Raw genomic sequence first — 18013 nt, 5'->3', positions numbered from 1 at the left:
CCCCGGATGCGGGACGCCCGCCCAATCCCCCCGCCCCGAGCGGAGCGAGGGGCGGGGTTTCGGGTGGTGGTTGCCTCTGACAAGTTCAAGGGGACTTTGACGAGTTCGGAGGTGGCGGCCGCGGTTGGTGCCGGCGTGCGGCGAGTTCACCCCGACGCGACCGTGGTCTCCGTCCCGGTGGCTGATGGTGGCGACGGGACTCTTGCCGCCGCTGTCGGCGCCGGGTACGAGTTGGTGCCGGTTGTTGCCTCGGGCCCCACGGGTGAGCCGGTGAAGTCCGGCTACGCCCGCCGGGGCGACACCGCGGTGGTTGAACTCGCGGACGTCTCCGGCCTCGTACGGCTCCCCGGCGGCGTTCCAGCTCCGCTGACAGCCACGTCGTACGGCACCGGCGAACTGATCGCCGCAGCCGTCGCCGCCGGCTGCACCCGCATCATCCTCGGCATCGGCGGCAGCGCCTCCACCGACGGCGGCGCCGGCCTCATCGCCGGCATGTCGCAATCTCCGGGGGTGACCCCTCAGCTGGTGGGTTGGCCCCCCGGAATCTCGGGTGCGAACCCGCCATCTCAGGGGTCAACCCTCGCCCTGCGGGATCGGCTGCGCGGGGTGCGGGTGGTGGTGGCTTGTGATGTGGACAATCCGCTGACGGGAGCCCGGGGTGCGGCGGTGGTTTATGGACCGCAGAAGGGTGCCACGCCGGCGCAAGTGGTCGAGCTCGACGGCAGGCTCAGCGCGTGGGCCGACCAGGTGGCCGAGCTGACCGGGCGGGATCTGCGGGATGTGCCGGGTGCTGGAGCCGCGGGCGGGGTCGGCTTCGCGGCTCTCGCGCTGCTGGACGCGGAGCTTCGGCCGGGGATCGAGCTGGTGCTGGAGATGGTCGGGTTCGACGAGCAGCTTGCCGGTGCCGACCTCGTGATCACCGGCGAAGGGGCGCTCGACGAACAGACCCTGCACGGGAAGGCCGTGGCTGGAGTAGCCGCGAAGGCGGCCGGCATCCCGGTGGTCGCGGTATGCGGCATCAACCGGCTGGCGTCGAACCAGCTACAGGAAGCCGGCGTCCGAGCGGCGTACGCGCTCACCGAGCTCGAGCCGGACGTCCAGCGGTGCATCGCCGAGCCCAAACCGTTGCTCGAACAGCTTGGCGAACGGATCGCGGTCGAGCACCTACGATGACGAGAAGGGAGAGAGGGATCGCATGAACGCTCTTGATCTGGTCATCCGGGCCCGGCGAGTCGTGCGCCCCGCGGGCGAGCAGCCGGGTGCGATCGGAGTACGAGACGGGCGCATCGTGGCGATCGCGCCGTACGACGCCGACCTCCGGGCGGCCGCCGACGTACGCCTCAGCGACGACGAAGTACTGCTCCCGGGCCTCGTCGACTCCCACGTCCACGTGAACGACCCCGGCCGGACCGACTGGGAAGGCTTCACGTCAGCGACCAAGGCAGCGGCCCGCGGCGGTGTCACCACGATCATCGACATGCCGCTCAACAGCATCCCGCCGACCTGCGACGTGCCGGCGCTCAGGCTCAAACGCAAAACCGCCGAGACCCAGGCGTACGTCGACGTCGGATTCTGGGGCGGCGCGATCCCGGGCAACGTCCCCGACCTGCGCCCACTCCACAAGGCCGGCGTGTTCGGCTACAAGTGCTTCCTGCTGCACTCGGGCGTCGACGAGTTCCCGCCGCTCGATCACGCACAGCTCGAGGCCGCGATGCGTGAGATCAGCAGCTTCGACGGTCTGCTCATCGTGCACGCCGAGGACGCCCACCGCATCGACGAAGCCGTCCCGCCGAACGGCGCGAGCTACCTGGACTTCCTCAACTCCCGCCCGCGCGCAGCCGAGAACGAGGCCGTCGCGGGTGTCATCGACCTGGCCCGCGAGACCGGCTGCCGCGTCCATATCCTGCACGTGTCCAGTGCCGAGGTCCTTCCGCTGCTCGCGAAGGCCCGCGCGGACGGCGTACGGATCACCGCGGAGACCTGCCCGCATTACCTGAGCTTCACCGCCGAGGACATCCCCGACGGCGGCACGCAGTACAAGTGCTGCCCGCCGATCCGTGAGGCCGCCAACCGCGAGCTCCTCTGGGACGGTCTGCGCGACGGCACGATCGACTTGGTCGTCTCCGATCACTCGCCGTCGACGATCGACCTCAAGCACCTCGATACCGGCGACTTCGGCACCGCCTGGGGCGGGATCGCGTCACTCCAGCTCGGCCTGCCTGCCGTCTGGACCGAGGCCCGCCGCCGCGCGTTCACTCTCTCGGACGTCGTCCGCTGGATGTCCGCCGCCCCCGCCAGGCAGACGGGCCTGACCACCAAGGGCGCCGTCGAGGTCGGGTACGACGCCGACTTCTGCGTGCTCGCCCCGGACGAGGGCTTCACCGTCGACGCGACGCAGCTCCAGCACAAGAACGCCATCACGCCGTACGACGGACGCACACTGACCGGCGTCGTCCGGAGTACCTGGCTCCGCGGCCGGCTCGTCGACATCGCCGTCGACCCGCTCGGACGCCTGCTGACCCGAGGAGAACGATGAGCTACTACGCCCCGAAAGGCGGGCTGCCCGCGCAGACCGACCTCACCACCGACCGCGCGGTCTTCACCGAGGCGTACGCCGTCCTGCCGCGCGGCACGATGCGGGACATCGTCACCAGCCGGCTGCCGTTCTGGGACGACACGCGGTTGTGGGTGATCGCCCGTCCGCTGTCCGGGTTCGCGGAGACGTTCTCGCAGTACATCGTCGAGGTCGGGCCTGGCGGTGGCAGCGACAAGCCCGAGACCGACCCGGCCGCCGAGGCCGTGCTGTTCGTTGTCTCAGGCAACATTGTGCTGACGGTCGCCGGGGAGAAGCACACGCTGACCGAAGGTGGGTACGCCTACCTGCCGCCGGGCGGCGACTGGACGGTGCGGAACACGAGCGAGGCGGTCGCGACGTTCCACCTGGTGCGGAAGGCGTACGAGCGGATCGACGGGATCGACGTACCCCCGGCGTTCGTCACCAACGAGGCGGAGGTCGAGGGCCGCGAGATGCCGGGCACCGAGGGACGCTGGAAGACGCAGCGGTTCGCGGACCCGGACGACGTACGGCACGACATGCACGTCAACATCGTCAGCTTCGAGCCGGGCGGGGTGATCCCGTTCCCGGAGACGCATGTGATGGAGCACGGCCTGTATGTGCTGGAGGGGAAGGCGGTCTACCTGCTGAACAAGGACTGGGTCGAGGTGCAGGAGGGCGACTTCATGTGGCTCCGCGCATTCTGTCCGCAGGCCTGTTACGCCGGTGGTCCGGGACGCTTCCGCTACCTGCTCTACAAGGACGTCAACCGCCACCCCAAACTCACCCTCTGACCCCCCCGACCTCCCCCACGCGTCCGGCCTTCGGGACGTCTCAGGGGTCAACCCCGGACATGGTCGGTTGGCCCCTCAGAATCTGGCGGCCGAACCGACCAACTGCGGGGTTGACCCCTGAGACGTTCCAGTCCCGGCAGTTGTGGCGCGTGCGGGCGGGGCGGGGTGGCGTGTAGTTAGTCGGTGATGTGGACGGGGCGGGCTGGTGGCGTGAGCGGGTCGGTGACGAGGCGGGCGTGGCGCTCCACGTCGTACCGCGCGCCGTCGAAGGCGAGGCGTTGGCGTTCGATGCCTTCGGACAGGAAGCCGGCTCGGGCGGCGACCGTGCAGGATGCCGGATTGTTCAACTGGTGACCAAGCTCGAGCCGGTACAGCCCGGCGTGCTCGTGCGCCCAGCCGGCCAGCGCGCGGAGGGCGTCCCGGGCGACACCGTGGCCGCGCACGTCGGCGAGCGTCCAGTACCAGGTCCAGCCGACCCGATGCCGGTCGATATTGGTCACCCCGACGCAGCCGATCGGGTGATCGTCGGCGTCGACCACGGCGTACACGTGCCCGTTGTCCAGGTCCGCGACCCGCCCGATCCAGTCGACCGCGGACGCCCGATCCACGATCCCGCCCTGGCTCACCATCTCAGGATCCGCATGCGCCGCGGCCAGCCGCAACGCATCACCGGTCCGCCACCGCCGCAGCCCCAGCTCCCCGAGCGCGTATCCCATCCATCGAATCTACCGCCGGCCCCGGACCAACGACCCCACACACGGCGCGTTCAGTCCCACGGCATCGCCACGAGTCCGACGATGCCGACCAGTACACCCAGGACCTCCACGAGGCGGTCGCCCACCGGAATCTTCCCGTCGTACTGCCAATAAGTCGTGTCCTGATCGACTGTGAACGTCACCCCACGCGCCGTCGCCAGGCAACCGCCCACGGCGACCAGCCCGCCGACGAACAGTCCCAACGGGACGGCGACCGACGCCGGCGTGGCGGTCGTCGCCAGCGCGAGCGCGATCACGTAGCCCAGGCCAGTGACGATCAGGCATCGCCTGCGGACGTGCGTCAGCAGGCGCATAGCCACGACGGCGGCGGGCCAGGCGACATACGCGGCGTGCAGAACGGAACGTGGCACTGGGAGAGGATAGGGCGTATGGGATATCTGGATTTCAGGGATCAGGTTGTTGTGGTGACCGGGGCCAGTAGTGGGATCGGGGCTGCGGCGGCGGTGGGGTTCGCGGAGAGCGGGGCTACGGTCGCGCTCCACTACCACCAGAACGAGGAGGGCGCGAAGCACACCGTGGGCGCGGTGCAGACGGCCGGCGGTACGGCGTCGTTGCACCAGGCGGATCTGGCTGACCCGAAGTCGGCGGACGCGTTCATCGACGAGGTCCTCGCGCAGCACGGGCGGATCGACGTACTCGTGAACAACGCCGGCGACCTGGTCCACCGGTCGCCGATCGCCGACGTACCGGACGAGGAATTCCACCGGATCCTCGACGTGAACCTGACCTCGGTGTTCGCGCTGAGCCGGCGGATCGTGCCGGTGTTCCGCGCACAGGGCGGCGGCTCGATCATCAACGTCACCTCGATCGCCGGGCGGACGGGCGGTGCCGGCGGGTCGGTCATCTACGCGACCAGCAAGGGCGCCGTCAGCACCTTCACCCGCGGCCTGGCCAAGGAGCTCGCCCCGGAAGGCATCCGGGTGAACGCGATCGCGCCGGGCGTGATCAAAACCCCGTTCCACGAGCGCCACACCGCCGACGCCCAGATGCAGGCCATGCTCGCCACCATCCCGATGGGCCGCACCGGCACGCCGCACGAGTGCGTCGGCACGATCCTGTTCCTCGCCTCCGAGCGCATGTCGTCCTACGTCACCGGCCAAATCATCGAAATCAACGGCGGCCAACTAACGCCCTAGACAACTTGTTGGTCCCGGAGCGCGAAGGGTGGCGCGTGCCGCAAAGGCATACTCGAAGGATGGAGGAGGACTTCGAGCTACGCCGGTCCGGGTTCACGGAGTGGGCCTACGACTACGTCCTCGACCACCTGATCACCTGGTCGCGTTCGTCGGAAACCTGCTCACGCACGTGCTCGTTTTCCGCGGCGGGTGGACGCTCCATTTGCACGCCAACGGGCGCTACCGGAAGATCCGCTATCCGAGCAAGGCGGCAGCTCTTGCGGATCTGGAGGTGCAGCGGGCTCTGGTGGTGAAACTGCCACCACCAGAGCCCGATGAGCCTGTCAGGCTGCCTACCCGCGGTGGAAGCCTGCGGCGACTCTGGTGAGGGCTAACGCGACAGCGTTCGGTAGCGGTGGGTGCTGAGGGGGAGGAAGACGGCGGTCAGGAGCAGGGGGGCTATGACGGCGGCCAGGGGTGCGTGGGTGCCTATCCAGGTGGCGGTGGATGAGGGGTCGGGGTTGCCGAAGAGGTTGCGGGCGGCTGTGGCGGTGGAGGAGAGGGGGTTCCACTGGGCGATGGTGCCCAGCCAGGTCGGCATCGTGGACGTGGCTACGAAGGTGCTGGAGAGGAAGCCGATGGGCCAGACCACGACCTGGACCATCGTCACGCTCTGGGCGTTCTTCACGGTGAGACCGATGAAAATGCCAACCCACAACAGCGCGAACCTCAGCAGCAACAACAACCCGAACGCGGCCAGCGCGGACGGCAGGCCTTCGTGCCAGCGCCAACCGAGCGCCAGGCCGGTTGCGACCAGGACGAGCAGCGTCACCGCCGAGTCGAGCATGTCCGCGATGCATCGGCCGAGCACGACAGCCGTCGAGCTCATCGGGAGCGAGCGGAACCGGTCCGTCACGCCCTTCGACACATCCGTGGTGACCGCCGTCATCGTGCCCTCGAGCCCGAACAGCATCGCCAGCGCGAAGATCCCCGGCACCAGCAACTCGTAGTACGACGAACCCTCCGGGAACTCCATCGCCCCGCCCAGCAGCCCGCCGAACATCAACAGCATCAACACCGGGAAGAACCACTGGAAGATCACCAGCCCGGGCTGGTTCCGCCAGTGCGTCAACGTCCGCCGCGCGATCGTCCAACTGTCGGCCAGCACCCACATCACGCTGCCACCTCCGCCCCGGTCAGGTGCAGGAAGACCTCGTCCAGCGTCGGCCGCCGCAACGTGATGTCCTCCGGCTCGATCCTTGCCTCATGCAACGAGTTCGCCATTACCACCAACGCCTTCGTCCGATCCTTCACCGGCACACTCACCCGTACGTCGACCACACGGATCTCCCCGTCCGCCAACGATCCCGCCAGCTGCACCACCCGCGGTACGTCGGCCGGATCCGCGAGCACGATCTCCAGCCGGTCCGACCCGAGCTGCGTCTTCAACTCGTCAGGGGTGCCCTCGGCAACGACCTTCCCCGCCTTGAGCATCGAGATCCGGTTCGCCAGCTGATCCGCCTCCTCCAGGTACTGCGTCGTCAGCAACACCGTCGTACCGCCGTCGACCAGCTGCCGTACGGCGGACCGCACCTCGAGCCGCCCGGCCGGGTCCAGCCCGGTCGTCGGCTCGTCCACGAACAGCACTCGCGGCGCCACGATCAGGCTCGCCGCGAGATCCAGCCGCCGGCGCATCCCGCCGGAGTACTTGCTGACCGCCTGCCCGGCCGCCTCGGTCAGGCTGAACCGCTCCAGCAGCTCGTCGGCCCGGCCCTTGGCGTTCCTCAGATGGTTCAGCCGCCCGAACATCACCAGGTTCTGCCGCCCGGTGAGTACTTCGTCGATCGCGGCGTACTGCCCGACGAGCCCGATCCGACGGCGTACCTCCGCGCCTTGCCGGCGGACGTCGTACCCCGCGACCGTCGCCGTACCGGAATCCAGCTCCAGCAGGGTGGACAGGATCCGCACCGCCGTCGTCTTGCCGGCGCCGTTCGGGCCGAGCAGCCCCGTCACCGTGCCGGCCGTGACCTCGAGGTCGAAGCCGTTGAGCCCCGCACCCTCCCTGCCGCCCCTGTAGTTCTTCCGTACGCCGACGGCCTCGATCACTGTTTCGGTAGTCATTCCCACCTCTCGGGTTGTAGAGCCGTAGAGTGTACCGTACATTGTACGGCTCGGGTACGATGCGTTCAACGACGAGCGGTGGAAGAAGGTTCCGGTGGCGGGAAGGAAGGCGGCTGCGCCCGATCCGGCGCGCAGTCTGGCGCTGCTGTGGGGGAGCCACTCCAAACCCGGCCGCTCCGGTCTGACCGTGCGCGCGATCGTCGACGCCGCCATCGAGCTCGCCGATGGGGAAGGCCTCGAGGCGCTCTCGATGCGAATGGTCGCCGATCGTCTGAAGGTCGGCACGATGTCGCTCTACACGCATGTTCCCGGCAAGGGTGAGCTGACCGACCTGATGTTCGACCGGGTGTACGGCGACCTGTACGCCGACGCCGACGAGCCGTCGAAGCAGCCCGGCGGCTGGCGCGGCGCGCTCGAATTCATTGCCCGCCGCAACTGGGAGATCCTGACCGCCCATCCGTGGATCCACGAGGTCCCGACGATGCGTACGGCGCTCGGCCCGAACATCACCCGCAAGTACGAGGCGGAGCTACGCCCGCTCGACGGGCTGGGACTGACCGACGTCGAGATGGACTCGGCGCTGACGCTCGTCCTCACGCACGTCCAGGGCACTGCCCGCGCCGGCGCCGAACAACTCCGCACCCAACGCGACTCAGGCCTCACCGACGAGGAGTGGTGGCGTCAGATCTCCCCGACCCTCACCGCAGTCATGTCTGGCACCCACTTCCCCGTCGCCGGCCGCGTAGGCACTGCCGTAGGCGAACACTTCCAGTCCGCCCTCGACCCAGCCCACGCCCTAACCTTCGGCCTAACCACCATCCTCGACGGCCTCACGCAGCTTGTTTCTGCGCGTGCGCAGGACCATCAGGGTCAAGCCGGTTAGGGTCGCTCCCGATCCGGCGGCCATCCAGCCCCAGACTCCCGTGTGATCCGGCCCCTGACCGGCTTCTCGCACGTACACGTCGCGTCCGTCGAGCGCGTACTGGACGAGGATCCGCTCGCCGGTCCGATGAACGTCGTTGAAGTTGTTGGTCTGACCGGTCACGGTGCGCCCATCAGGCAGCTTGATGTCCAACTCGAGTTCGGGCCCGCCCTTCGTCCACCGGTTGATGTGCGTGATGACGGCAGGCGCTGTCGGAGCATTGTCGAGACGCTGGTTCTCGTCGTGATTCCAGTAGGCGATGGTGAATGCCAGGGCCGACCAGGCGAGAAAGCCCAGCGCCCAGCGCCGCTCCAGCAACCAGTTCCACACGGGACCGATGATCCCGCAGGATCAGCTGTTGAGTAGGTCTTCGAAGGGGGTGGGGTTGGTGAAGGGGTCGGACTTTGTGGGGGTTTCGTGGTGGAGGGCGGCTACCAGTTCGCCGGCTGCCTGGGTGATGCGGGGGCGGAGGCCGGCGGCGTTCGGGCCCCAGTCGGTGGAGGCGGCGTAGACGCCGGTGGGCACCGGTAGGGCCTTCAGGTAGGCGAAGAGGGGGCGGAGGGCGAAGTCCAGGACGAGCGAGTGGCGTTCAGTGCCACCCGTGGCGGCCAGCAGGACGGGCTTGCCGGCCAGGGCCTGGTCGTCGAGTACGTCGAAGAACATCTTGAACAGACCGGAGTACGACGCGCTGAACGTCGGGCTGACGACGATGAGGGCGTCCGCCGCTTCGACCGTCTCGAGGACCTCGCGCAGCTCGGCCGACGGGAAGCCGGTGAGCAGGTTGTTGGTGAGGTCGTGCGCGTGGTCGCGGACCTCGATCGTCTCGATGCGGGAGCTGATCCCGCGACCGGACAACTCGTCCGCGACCGCAGCCGACAGTTGGTCGGCGAGCAGCCGGGACGACGACGGTGTCGTCAGCCCAGCTGTCACCACAGCAATCACGCGTTCGTTCATCGCGTCGACTCCTCGGCGGTCGGCTCGGCCACCACGGCCGGCTCGTCAATGGTCTCCAACTGGCGTGCACGCTCCGCTGCAGCCTTCAAAGACGCGTGGGTCGGTGCGTCCGGCACGTGCGCCGGCTTCAGCGCGGCGAACTCCTTCCGCAGTACCGGAACAACCTCTTCGCCGAGGATGTCCAGCTGCTCCAGCACGGTCTTCAACGGCAGGCCGGCGTGGTCCATCAGGAACAGCTGCCGCTGGTAGTCACCGAAGTGCTCCCGGAACGACAGCGTCCGCTCGATAACCTCCTGCGGGCTGCCGACGGTCAACGGCGTCTCCCGGGTGAAGTCCTCCAACGACGGCCCGTGTCCGTAGACCGGCGCGTTGTCGAAGTACGGACGGAATTCGCGGACCGCGTCCTGCGAGTTCTTCCGCATGAAGACCTGACCACCGACGCCGACGATCGCCTGGTCGGCGGCCCCGTGTCCGTAGTGCTCGAAGCGCCGGCGGTACAGCTCGATCATCTGCTTGGTGTGCGAGATCGGCCAGAAGATGTTGTTGTGGAAGAACCCGTCACCGTAGTACGCCGCCTGCTCGGCGATCTCGGGCGACCGGATCGACCCGTGCCACACGAACGGCGGTACGCCGTCCAGCGGCCGCGGCGTGGCCGTGAACCCCTGCAGGGGCGTACGGAACTTGCCTTCCCAGTCGACGACGTCCTCGCGCCAGAGCCGGCGGAGCAACGCGTAGTTCTCGACGGCGAGCGCGATGCCGTTGCGGATGTCCTGACCGAACCACGGGTACACCGGGCCGGTGTTGCCGCGACCCATCATCAGGTCGACCCGGCCGTCGGCCAGGTGCTGCAGCATCGCGTAGTCCTCGGCGATCTTCACCGGGTCGTTGGTCGTGATCAGGGTCGTCGAGGTGGACAGGATGATCTTCGACGTCTGCGCCGCGATGAACCCGAGCTGGGTCGTCGGCGACGACGGCACGAACGGCGGGTTGTGGTGCTCACCCTGCGCGAACACGTCCAGCCCGACCTCCTCGGCCTTGAGCGCGATCGCCACCATCGCCTTGATCCGCTCACCCTCGGTGGGCGTGACCCCGGTCGTCGGGTCCTCGGTCACGTCCCCAACGCTGAACACCCCGAACTGCATCGGCTCTCCTCCGTCTAAGTAGTTCACAATTAAACTACATAACACCGACCACTGGCCAGTCATTCCGGCCCAGGTACGCCGAAGGCCCGCGATCCAGGTGTGGATCGCGGGCCTTCAGTGTCGTCGATCAGTGTGTGTGAGCTTCGAGTATCTCGTCGTCACCGGTCAGCGCGGCGGCGATGCGCCGATGCTTCCCGGCCTCGTCCCGGCGGGACTGCCGCTCGAGCGTCCGCGCCAGCATCAGGTGGGCGTAGTACTCGGTCGGCTCCCGCTCGATCACCTCGAGCAGATGCTCCTCCGCCGGCTTCAGCAGCGCCGCGTGGTAGTACGCCCGCGCCAGCAAGAGCCGCGTCCCGACATCGTCCGGCGTCTCGTCGACAACCGGCTTCAATGCCCGGATCGCCCCGCGATAGTCCCGCTCCTCGAAGTACTGCTGTCCCAGTCCGTAGCTCAGTGCACGCATATCCTCCACGCGCCGCAGAACGCCGTACCCGGCAGTCGTTATTCCGAGGCGTCGAGTACTGCGACCTGGTCGGCCGTCAGTTGCAGGTCCACGGCGGAGTAGGAGTCACGGATGGTCTCCGGACGGCTGGCGCCGGGGATCGGGATGACGACCGGCGACTTCGCGAGCATCCAGGCCAGCGTGAGCTTCTGCGGGCTGACGCCGAGCTCGGCCGCGAGGGTCTGGAAGGCCGGGTACTTCGCGCCGAGCTCGCCGGCGTTGGAGATCCCGCCGAGCGGGGACCACGGCAGGAACGCGATGCCCAGCTCGTCGCACAGCTCCAGCTCCGGCTCGCTCGAGCGGAACTTCGGCGAGAACTGGTTCTGGACCGAGACGAGCCGGCCGCCGAGGATCTCGTTGGCCTGCTTGATCTGGGCCGGGTTCGCGTTCGAGATGCCGGCCATCCGGATCTTGCCGGCGTCGAGGAGGTCGCGGATCGCGCCGACGGAGTCCTCGTACGGCGTCTTCGGGTCGGGCCGGTGGAACTGGTACAGCCCGATCGCCTCCACGCCCAGCCGCTTCAGCGACGCCTCGGCCGCCTCGGCGATGTGCTTCGGAGAGCCGTCGAGCGTCCAGCTGCCGTCGCCGGGCCGCAGGTGGCCGCCCTTGGTCGCGACGAGTACGTCGGACGTGTCACCGCCGTACGACGCCAGCGCCTTGGCGATCAGGCTCTCGTTGTGGCCGTCGTCGGTGGCGGTCAGGTGGTACGCGTCGGCCGTGTCGATCAGGGTGATCCCGGCGTCCAGTGCGGCGTGGATGGTCGCGATCGACCGGGCCTCGTCGGGCCGGCCCTCGATCGACATCGGCATCCCGCCGAGCCCGATCGCGGATACCTCGACGTCACCGATCCGGCGGGTCTTGTTCGTGTCAGCTGCCATACGTCCAACCTCCCGCGCGAACACTACGAATTCCAACAGGAATATCCGAACACACTCAGCAGCCCGGCTACTGAATCCCCGGACTTCGCTACGCTGGCCCGATTGCTAGCTACTCGGGGAGCTGACTGATGGCCTACGAACCGTGCCGCTACGCCCAGCGCTGGCCGGAGTTGTTCGAATCGCTCGACGATGACCAGAAGCAACGGGTCAGTGACGCGCTCGCGAACAACCGGCTGGAAGGCTGGGAGCCGCAACGCGACGACGTCGCCGACCTGGCCGACCGCGAGGCGGGCCGGATCGACACCGCGGAGTACATCCGCCGCACGATGTCGAAGGTGACCGGCGGAGACCCGGTGTGACCGAACCGGTCTCACCGGAGAAGCAACGCTGGGACGCGTATCTCTGGGAGCCCGGCGGCTGTCTGCGGAACAAGCTCGGTATCAAGAACCCCGTCGAGCTGCACTTCGCCGAGTACCGGCTGCGGTCCCTGCGGCAAGGCGAGATCGATCGCGGCGATGTCGAGATCCCGCGCACGTACGACAAGGCGCACGTGCAGGCGATCCACAAACACCTGCTCCAGGACGTGTACGACTGGGCCGGGGAGTTCCGGAACGTCGGTATCACCAAACAGGGCAAGACGTTCGTGCCGGCCGAGCTGCTGGACAAGTGGACCGGCAAGGTCAGCGCGAAGATCAACGACAAGGACTGGTCGACGATGTCGCGGGACGAGTTCGTCCAGAGCATCGCCGAGGTGTACAGCTACCAGAACCTCACCCACCCGTTCCGCGAGGGAAACGGTGCCGCGGGCAAGGTGTTCATGAGCCACGTCGCCGAGATGTCGCCGTACCGCCTCGACTTCGACCGCGTCGAGCGGGACGAGTGGAACGCGGCGTCGAGCGCGGCGTACCCGGAGGACCTGGAGAAGAGCACCGACCCGGACCCGCGCAAGATGTACGCCGTCTTCGACAAGATCACGGTCGAACGAGGCTCCGTGGTCCGGGCAGATCCCGAGCTGGCCATGGCTTTACAGCTGCAGAGCTCGACGTACGCCGGCGTCGACGCCGACGGCCCGGACGAGAACGCGGGGCTGGGCGAGCGGCCCGAGACGTACGCCGTAGCCCAAGAAGCCGACCAGGACACCGAACGCGACGACTGAACCCGGTTACCTACCTCCCCTTGGTGGGTGGCGGCATCGCGCCTGGTCGGGCTCGGCCTCGGGCGGTGCAGGATAGGCCATATGCAGACCGACGAACGGATTCGCCGTGCCCGGCCGGAGGACATCCCGGCGCTCGTAGAGCTCGTGTATGCGTTGGCGGAGTACGAGCGCGCCCCCGGCGAGTGCCACCTGACCGCCGACCAACTGGAAACCGCACTCTTCAGGCCGAACCCCGCGGTCTTCTGCCATGTCGCCGAACACGAAGGCGAGATCGCCGGCTGCGCGATCTGGTTCCTCAACTTCTCCACCTGGCGCGGCGTCCACGGCATCTACCTCGAAGACCTCTTCGTGCGCCCCGAAACCCGAGGCACCGGCCTGGGCAAAGCCCTCCTCACCGCACTGGCCCAAGAATGCGTCACCAACAACTACGAACGCCTCGAATGGTCCGTCCTCAACTGGAACACCCCCGCCATCGACTTCTACAAGTCCCTAGGCGCCAAACCCCAGGCAGACTGGACCGTCTACCGCCTAACCGACGAGCCCCTCACAAAACTGGGTTCGTAAGAAAGCGGTCGCGGAGCTCGGCCAGTAGTTGGTGTTTGTCTGTGAACGGGGTTGTTGCCAGCCAGATCGTTTCGATGACGGCTCTGAATGGGTCCTCGTTGAAGGTTGGGGTGACGACCGTCGTGGTGTTCTCGTAGGGGGTGCGGTGATCGAACCAGCCGTGTGCTTGGATGCCGAGTTGGGCGACGACCTCGCGGGGCTTGGTTCCCGGTTCGGCTGGAGGTCGGGGACCGTTGAGGGTTTCGAACCAGTCGGCGCCGCGGTCCATACGGTCGAGGATGCCGGCGATGCGCTCGTCGTCGGCGTACCCAGCCTCCTCGCACGCGCGTCGGGCCGCCCAGCGAGCGACCGAACGCAACGTCTGCGGGTCGGCTTGCTCGAGCTCGTCCACCAAAGCCCGATCCAGGTACGACAGCTCCCGGCTGAATCGAGTGCGCTCCATTCGCTCGGACGGCAGCGCACCACCCCAGTCGGCCACCCGCTCGGCCAGTCGTCGCTCTTCCTCCTGTTGCGCCTTCTCCTGCTTCAGTGCGGCGAGCTGGGCGGGTGTCGGCTGCTGACGGGCGAACTTGTGCCAGTACGCCGCCTGCTTACTGGTCTCCTTCACCACCCGATCAGGTGCAGGCCGAGCCGGCCAGAACTGCAGGAGATAGCGATCCACGAGCGGCTCGCCGTCCATCGGCGGGCCGGCCTGGTGTCCCTCGTCCATGCCCCAGGCCGAGTAGCGGACGCGGTAGTCGGTCTGGGGTTCGAGCGCCAGCGACCACGGGCCGGCGCTTCCGCCCCAGGTGACCAGCTTGGCGTCACCGATCGGCCGGTACGGCGCCTCGACGACGTCCTCCGCGCTGTACTCGACCGAGGGCATCGTGTCGTGCAACTCGACGGTGAAGCCGACCCTGCCCGTGTGCAGGCCGGTCACCAGAAACAGCTTCCCCGGCACCGCCGCGCCGCACAATCCGTTTCGCTGCCCGGCGAAACATTCACCGAGGTCGGCGTAGTCCTCTCCGCTCTGGACGTAGATCTGCGCGTACGCGACCCTGGCCGGTTCGTTCATCAGTGTGCGCATCGTCATGAAGCCGGGCTCCTGAGTTCGGGAAAGGCTTGACGGAGTTCGTCGACCAGCGCCAGATCGTTGCCTGTGGCACCGATCGCCAGCCAGAGGGAGCCGACGGCCGCGGCGAGCGGATCGTCGAGCCCGGCTGTTCTGATCACCAGCATCGCCTGCACAGGGCCGCTGCGCGCGGGATCCCAGTCACCCGTGGTGGCGACCGCGTATGGGCCGTCGCCGAACGCTCCGGGCGGTGGATGAAACGCGTCGTGGACCGCGAGTCCGCGGTCCATGCCGTCAAGCGCGGCCGCAATCCAGGCGATCTCTTCCAGACCGGCCGCGCGACAGGCACGCCGCGCCGACCACCTTGCCACGGCGTACTGCGTGTCCTCGTCGGCGCGCTCGAGTGCTTCGAGCAGCGGACCATCGAGCCGCGCCAGGTCGTTGGCTTGCCAGATTTCGCGGACACCCAGCAGACTGCCGCCCCACGCTGGGAGGACCGTGACCTGCCCGTTCATCTCCTCAATCCGCTTGAGTTCTTCGGCGGCTCGCGCCTTCTGCTCCGCGGTCGGTGGTGGCGGCGCGGTCCGCACGCTCTCGTGCGAGTACGCCGCCTGTCGGCTCGTTACCTTTACCACCCGATCGGGCGCGGGCGGTGCTGGCCAGAACTGCAGGACGTAGTGGTCCACGGGTGGCTCGCCCTCCGGTTGCCCGTGCTGGTGAGCCGCGTCCATGCCCGAGCCGCAGTACCGGACGCGGTAGTCGACCTGCGGCTGAAGATCCAACTCCCACGCGCCGGGACCCCCGCCCCACTCCACCAGGACGGCGTCACCGAGCGGCCGGTACGACGCCTCGACGATCTCCTCCCAGCTGTCGTCGATCGCCGGCTCGTCGTCGTACAACTCGACCGCAAACGCGACCTGTCCCGAGTGCAGCCCGGTCAGAAGAAACAACCTCCCCGCTACGGCAGCCCCACACAGCCCGTTCCGCTGCCCCGCAAAACACTCCTCCATCGATGAGAAGTCCCCGCTGCTCTCTACGTAGATCTGCGCATAAGAGACCCATATGGGCCCGCTCATGAGAGTGCGGTGCATATGCAGTTCCCCCCAGGTCAATAAGCCCCATTTGAACCACAGCCCACCCTCCCCATCAAGACACATGAGCTGCAGCTTCATGCAATCCGCGTGGGGCCGACCGTAGTCCGATGGATCAGCTGCGGCGGTTCTTGGCCATGTACATGGCCTGGTCGGCCTGGTGGAGGAGGGTGTCCAGGTCGGATGAGTGGGGGGTGATGGGGACGGTACCGACGCTGGTGGTTACCCGTACGGCGATGTTGGGGAGCGGGAGGCTGACGGCGGACTCCAGGCGCGCAATCAATGTAGTCAGGTCGTCGCCGGCGATGTCTTCGGCTAGTACGGCGAATTCGTCGCCGCCGAGCCGGGCGACTGTGTCGCCGTGGCGGACGGCTGTGGACAGCCGGTTCGCGATCTCGCGTAACGCGCGGTCGCCGGCTTCATGGCCGTACCCGTCGTTCACGAGTTTGAAGTGGTTCAGGTCGCAGAAGAGCAGCGCCCCCGGGCGTCCCGTCGTACGCGTCCTTTCCAGCACCTTCGTGAACCGATGCTGCAGCAGCCGCCGGTTCGGCAGGCCGGTGAGCGGATCGTGCGCCGCATGGTGACGAAGCTCCCGCTCAGCGTCCTTGCGTGCCGTCACGTCGTCGATCTGGATCAGCAGGATCCGCGGGCGCTCGACGCCCTGTTCGACGATCGCCGCCGTACCGCCCAGCCAGATCGCGTTCCCGCTCGGCTGCGTGAACACCCGCTCGAACCGGTACGTACCGTTGCCAGCAGCAACATCTTCCAGGTCGGACCGGGTCGACCCCGGCTCCTCGTCACGCAGGAACTGCGCCAACCGGGCCCCGAGGAGATCGCTGGCGACGTACCCGGTGATCCGGCAGAACGCGTCGTTCACGCGCAGGATCCGACCGCGCTCAGGGCCGTCGAACCCGATCGTCGCCATGCCGTTCCCGGCGCCCTCGAAGACCAGCCGGAACGTCGCCTCGCTCGCCTCCAGCCGCGTCTTCTCGGCCATCAGCTGATCCGTCAGCCGCGCCTTGTCGATCGCCAGCCCGGCCTGGGTCGCGAAGATCTCCAGCAGCTCCCGGTGGATCGGCCCGGGCCGCCGGTGGTCCTCGGGCAGGTCGACCGACAGCATCCCGACCAGCTCGCCGTCGGAGGAGTACAGCGGCGCGAACAGCGCGTCGAGCGGATGCCACGCGCCCGGATCGTCGGACACCGGTACGTCGGGCACCCAGCCGACGACCTCACCCTCGGGCAGACGCTCGTGCGGTACGAACCGGAGCTTGCCCCACGCGTCCGCGATTGCGAATTCGGTGTCGAAGATGTCCGGCGCGCTCACCCGCCCGAGCAGCGCCTCGCGCGCCTCGGGTGAACCTGCGACCGCGATCACCTCGAACTTCCCGTCCGCGTGCCGCAGGTTCAGTACGGCGATCCCGAAGCCGAGCCCGTTCACGACCCCGTCGACCACGGCCTGCAGCGTTTCGGCAAGGCTGCGCCCAGCGCCCATCCGAGCGCTCACTTCGTACAGTCGACGGACGGCACTCAGCCGCACCGTTGGATCGTTCTGCACCCGTTGAGAATAGGCCGATCTCACCACACGTGAGCAGACGTAACCGGAATTGACCCGGTTAAGCGTTGGTTCTCACAATCCTGAGAACTGCTCAGTACCGGATTTCGGTGAGGCCGCGGTAGCTGCGTTCGGCCGACTTCCAGGCGTCGGTGGGCTTGTCGTGCTCGACCAGCCACTGCTCCACGCCGCCCGCCCGGGCGTGCTCGAACATCGCGCCGAAGTCGAGCTTCCCGGCGCCGACGTCCTCCCACGAGCCGTCCTCGGCCATGTCCTTGACGTGCAGCGCGGGGAACCGGCCGGGGTGCTCCTGGAACAGCTTCGCCGGGTCGTGCCCGCCGTCGACCGCCCAGTACAGGTCCAGCTCGAAGCCGAGCAGCTCCGGGTCCACGTCCAGCAGGATGTCGTACAGCACCTGCCCGCCGACCTCGTCGAAGTCGCGCCCGTGGTTGTGGAAGAGCAGCTTCAGCCCAGCGTCGCGCGCCGCCTTTCCGGCCTCGGTGAAGGCGGCCGCCGCAGCCTTGAAGCCCTCGACCGAGTGCTGCTCGGACGGGATCGACGGTACGACGGCCCACTGCGCGCCGAGCGTCTTCACATCGGCGAGCGCGCCCGCCCAGTCGTCGGCCAGCCGCTTGTACCCGACGTGTTCGAGCACGATCTTCAGCCCGGCGTCGTCGGCGTACGACCGGATCTCCTCGGCGCTGTGGTCGAACCGGCCGCTCACGCCGACCGTCCGATAACCGATGCCGGCCAGGCGCTTGAGCGTGCCCGGGTAGTCCTCGGCCAGGACGTCCCGCATCGTGTAGAGGTGCATCCCGATCCCGTCGGCGGGAATAGTCAT

At 68.0% G+C, this 18013-nt stretch carries 21 protein-coding genes; 8 read left to right on the top strand and 13 right to left on the bottom strand.

What is annotated here, in order from left to right:
* Positions 1 to 6: 6 nt before the first annotated feature.
* The 3 genes from EV653_RS25275 to EV653_RS25265 are packed head-to-tail and all read left to right on the top strand — an operon-like array spanning position 7 to position 3348.
* Positions 7 to 1173 (top strand): glycerate kinase, encoded by a 1167-nt coding sequence (locus tag EV653_RS25275; RefSeq protein WP_134106793.1) that lies wholly within the window; start codon positions 7 to 9, stop codon positions 1171 to 1173.
* A gap of 22 nt (positions 1174 to 1195) precedes the next feature.
* Positions 1196 to 2536 carry an allantoinase AllB gene (gene allB / locus EV653_RS25270; protein ID WP_134106152.1) on the top strand — a complete coding sequence of 447 codons (1341 nt, stop codon included), beginning with the start codon at positions 1196 to 1198 and terminating at the stop codon, positions 2534 to 2536.
* Positions 2533 to 3348, top strand: coding sequence for a bifunctional allantoicase/(S)-ureidoglycine aminohydrolase (locus tag EV653_RS25265; RefSeq protein ID WP_134106151.1), 816 nt, complete (start codon positions 2533 to 2535; stop codon positions 3346 to 3348). Before allB ends, EV653_RS25265 begins: the two co-directional genes overlap by 4 nt.
* A 176-nt stretch (positions 3349 to 3524) precedes the next feature.
* On the opposite strand, the gene EV653_RS25260 is transcribed toward EV653_RS25265, so the two are convergent.
* Positions 3525 to 4064, bottom strand: a complete 540-nt coding sequence (locus EV653_RS25260; RefSeq protein ID WP_134106150.1) for a GNAT family N-acetyltransferase — start codon at positions 4062 to 4064, stop codon at positions 3525 to 3527.
* A gap of 50 nt (positions 4065 to 4114) precedes the next feature.
* Positions 4115 to 4474, bottom strand: coding sequence for a hypothetical protein (locus EV653_RS25255; protein ID WP_134106149.1), 360 nt, complete (start codon positions 4472 to 4474; stop codon positions 4115 to 4117).
* Positions 4475 to 4492: 18 nt separating this feature from the next.
* On the opposite strand from EV653_RS25255, the gene EV653_RS25250 reads away from it, so the two are divergent.
* A complete protein-coding gene (locus EV653_RS25250; protein WP_134106148.1) occupies positions 4493 to 5260 on the top strand; it encodes an SDR family NAD(P)-dependent oxidoreductase in 768 nt (255 codons plus the stop codon).
* A gap of 370 nt (positions 5261 to 5630) precedes the next feature.
* Here EV653_RS25250 and EV653_RS25245 read toward each other — a convergent pair whose 3' ends face one another.
* Both EV653_RS25245 and EV653_RS25240 read right to left on the bottom strand, forming a co-directional pair.
* A complete protein-coding gene (locus EV653_RS25245; protein WP_134106791.1) occupies positions 5631 to 6413 on the bottom strand; it encodes an ABC transporter permease in 783 nt (260 codons plus the stop codon).
* Positions 6413 to 7360 (bottom strand): ATP-binding cassette domain-containing protein, encoded by a 948-nt coding sequence (locus tag EV653_RS25240; protein ID WP_134106147.1) that lies wholly within the window; start codon positions 7358 to 7360, stop codon positions 6413 to 6415. The genes EV653_RS25245 and EV653_RS25240 overlap by 1 nt, the downstream gene beginning before the upstream one ends.
* 94 nt (positions 7361 to 7454) lie before the next feature.
* Between EV653_RS25240 and EV653_RS25235 the strand changes: the two genes are divergently transcribed.
* Complete coding sequence (locus EV653_RS25235; protein WP_134106146.1) at positions 7455 to 8243, top strand: TetR/AcrR family transcriptional regulator; 789 nt, start codon at positions 7455 to 7457, stop codon at positions 8241 to 8243.
* Here EV653_RS25235 and EV653_RS25230 read toward each other — a convergent pair.
* The 5 genes from EV653_RS25230 to EV653_RS25210 form a co-directional block, all read right to left on the bottom strand.
* Positions 8169 to 8600, bottom strand: a complete 432-nt coding sequence (locus EV653_RS25230; RefSeq protein WP_166679550.1) for a hypothetical protein — start codon at positions 8598 to 8600, stop codon at positions 8169 to 8171. The two genes, EV653_RS25235 and EV653_RS25230, sit on opposite strands and share 75 nt — an antisense overlap.
* Before the next feature lie 33 nt (positions 8601 to 8633).
* Positions 8634 to 9236 carry an FMN reductase gene (locus EV653_RS25225; protein WP_134106144.1) on the bottom strand — a complete coding sequence of 201 codons (603 nt, stop codon included), beginning with the start codon at positions 9234 to 9236 and terminating at the stop codon, positions 8634 to 8636.
* On the bottom strand, positions 9233 to 10378 hold the full coding sequence (locus EV653_RS25220; RefSeq protein WP_134106143.1) for an LLM class flavin-dependent oxidoreductase: 1146 nt from the start codon (positions 10376 to 10378) through the stop codon (positions 9233 to 9235). Before EV653_RS25220 ends, EV653_RS25225 begins: the two co-directional genes overlap by 4 nt.
* 127 nt (positions 10379 to 10505) lie before the next feature.
* Positions 10506 to 10841, bottom strand: coding sequence for a tetratricopeptide repeat protein (locus EV653_RS25215; RefSeq protein ID WP_134106142.1), 336 nt, complete (start codon positions 10839 to 10841; stop codon positions 10506 to 10508).
* Between the two features lie 38 nt (positions 10842 to 10879).
* Positions 10880 to 11758, bottom strand: coding sequence for an aldo/keto reductase (locus EV653_RS25210; protein ID WP_134106141.1), 879 nt, complete (start codon positions 11756 to 11758; stop codon positions 10880 to 10882).
* Between the two features lie 128 nt (positions 11759 to 11886).
* Here EV653_RS25210 and EV653_RS25205 point away from each other — a divergent pair, with 128 nt between their 5' ends.
* The 3 genes from EV653_RS25205 (at position 11887) to EV653_RS25195 (ending at position 13478) form a co-directional block, all read left to right on the top strand.
* A complete protein-coding gene (locus EV653_RS25205; RefSeq protein ID WP_130445777.1) occupies positions 11887 to 12117 on the top strand; it encodes an antitoxin VbhA family protein in 231 nt (76 codons plus the stop codon).
* Positions 12114 to 12914: a Fic/DOC family protein gene (locus tag EV653_RS25200; RefSeq protein WP_166679549.1), complete on the top strand. Its 801-nt coding sequence runs from the start codon at positions 12114 to 12116 to the stop codon at positions 12912 to 12914. The genes EV653_RS25205 and EV653_RS25200 overlap by 4 nt, the downstream gene beginning before the upstream one ends.
* A gap of 81 nt (positions 12915 to 12995) precedes the next feature.
* Positions 12996 to 13478, top strand: a complete 483-nt coding sequence (locus EV653_RS25195) for a GNAT family N-acetyltransferase (RefSeq protein ID WP_134106139.1) — start codon at positions 12996 to 12998, stop codon at positions 13476 to 13478.
* Here EV653_RS25195 and EV653_RS25190 read toward each other — a convergent pair.
* From EV653_RS25190 to EV653_RS25175, 4 genes are all read right to left on the bottom strand, one after another.
* Complete coding sequence (locus EV653_RS25190) at positions 13459 to 14550, bottom strand: hypothetical protein (RefSeq protein ID WP_134106138.1); 1092 nt, start codon at positions 14548 to 14550, stop codon at positions 13459 to 13461. The two genes, EV653_RS25195 and EV653_RS25190, sit on opposite strands and share 20 nt — an antisense overlap.
* Entirely contained in the window at positions 14547 to 15701 is a 1155-nt protein-coding gene (locus EV653_RS25185) for a hypothetical protein (RefSeq protein WP_134106137.1), read from the bottom strand. Before EV653_RS25185 ends, EV653_RS25190 begins: the two co-directional genes overlap by 4 nt.
* 34 nt (positions 15702 to 15735) lie before the next feature.
* On the bottom strand, positions 15736 to 17124 hold the full coding sequence (locus tag EV653_RS25180; RefSeq protein WP_238160070.1) for a diguanylate cyclase domain-containing protein: 1389 nt from the start codon (positions 17122 to 17124) through the stop codon (positions 15736 to 15738).
* Between the two features lie 142 nt (positions 17125 to 17266).
* A complete protein-coding gene (locus EV653_RS25175; protein ID WP_134106135.1) occupies positions 17267 to 18013 on the bottom strand; it encodes a sugar phosphate isomerase/epimerase family protein in 747 nt (248 codons plus the stop codon).

The sequence above is a fragment of the Kribbella pratensis genome, from assembly GCF_004365355.1.
Lineage (GTDB): Bacteria > Actinomycetota > Actinomycetes > Propionibacteriales > Kribbellaceae > Kribbella.
The sequence above is the reverse complement of the archived record's forward strand: the minus strand, read 5'-3'. Positions and strand labels throughout refer to the sequence as shown.

Coding starts and splice junctions, on each gene's coding strand:
- EV653_RS25275 (WP_134106793.1), top strand. CDS start 7: ATGCGGGACGCCCGCCCAATCCCCCCGCCCCGAGCGGAGCGAGGGGCG.
- allB (WP_134106152.1), top strand. CDS start 1,196: ATGAACGCTCTTGATCTGGTCATCCGGGCCCGGCGAGTCGTGCGCCCC.
- EV653_RS25265 (WP_134106151.1), top strand. CDS start 2,533: ATGAGCTACTACGCCCCGAAAGGCGGGCTGCCCGCGCAGACCGACCTC.
- EV653_RS25260 (WP_134106150.1), bottom strand. CDS start 4,064: ATGGGATACGCGCTCGGGGAGCTGGGGCTGCGGCGGTGGCGGACCGGT.
- EV653_RS25250 (WP_134106148.1), top strand. CDS start 4,493: ATGGGATATCTGGATTTCAGGGATCAGGTTGTTGTGGTGACCGGGGCC.
- EV653_RS25245 (WP_134106791.1), bottom strand. CDS start 6,413: ATGTGGGTGCTGGCCGACAGTTGGACGATCGCGCGGCGGACGTTGACG.
- EV653_RS25240 (WP_134106147.1), bottom strand. CDS start 7,360: ATGACTACCGAAACAGTGATCGAGGCCGTCGGCGTACGGAAGAACTAC.
- EV653_RS25225 (WP_134106144.1), bottom strand. CDS start 9,236: ATGAACGAACGCGTGATTGCTGTGGTGACAGCTGGGCTGACGACACCG.
- EV653_RS25220 (WP_134106143.1), bottom strand. CDS start 10,378: ATGCAGTTCGGGGTGTTCAGCGTTGGGGACGTGACCGAGGACCCGACG.
- EV653_RS25215 (WP_134106142.1), bottom strand. CDS start 10,841: ATGCGTGCACTGAGCTACGGACTGGGACAGCAGTACTTCGAGGAGCGG.
- EV653_RS25210 (WP_134106141.1), bottom strand. CDS start 11,758: ATGGCAGCTGACACGAACAAGACCCGCCGGATCGGTGACGTCGAGGTA.
- EV653_RS25205 (WP_130445777.1), top strand. CDS start 11,887: ATGGCCTACGAACCGTGCCGCTACGCCCAGCGCTGGCCGGAGTTGTTC.
- EV653_RS25195 (WP_134106139.1), top strand. CDS start 12,996: ATGCAGACCGACGAACGGATTCGCCGTGCCCGGCCGGAGGACATCCCG.
- EV653_RS25190 (WP_134106138.1), bottom strand. CDS start 14,550: ATGACGATGCGCACACTGATGAACGAACCGGCCAGGGTCGCGTACGCG.
- EV653_RS25185 (WP_134106137.1), bottom strand. CDS start 15,701: ATGAAGCTGCAGCTCATGTGTCTTGATGGGGAGGGTGGGCTGTGGTTC.
- EV653_RS25175 (WP_134106135.1), bottom strand. CDS start 18,013: ATGACTATTCCCGCCGACGGGATCGGGATGCACCTCTACACGATGCGG.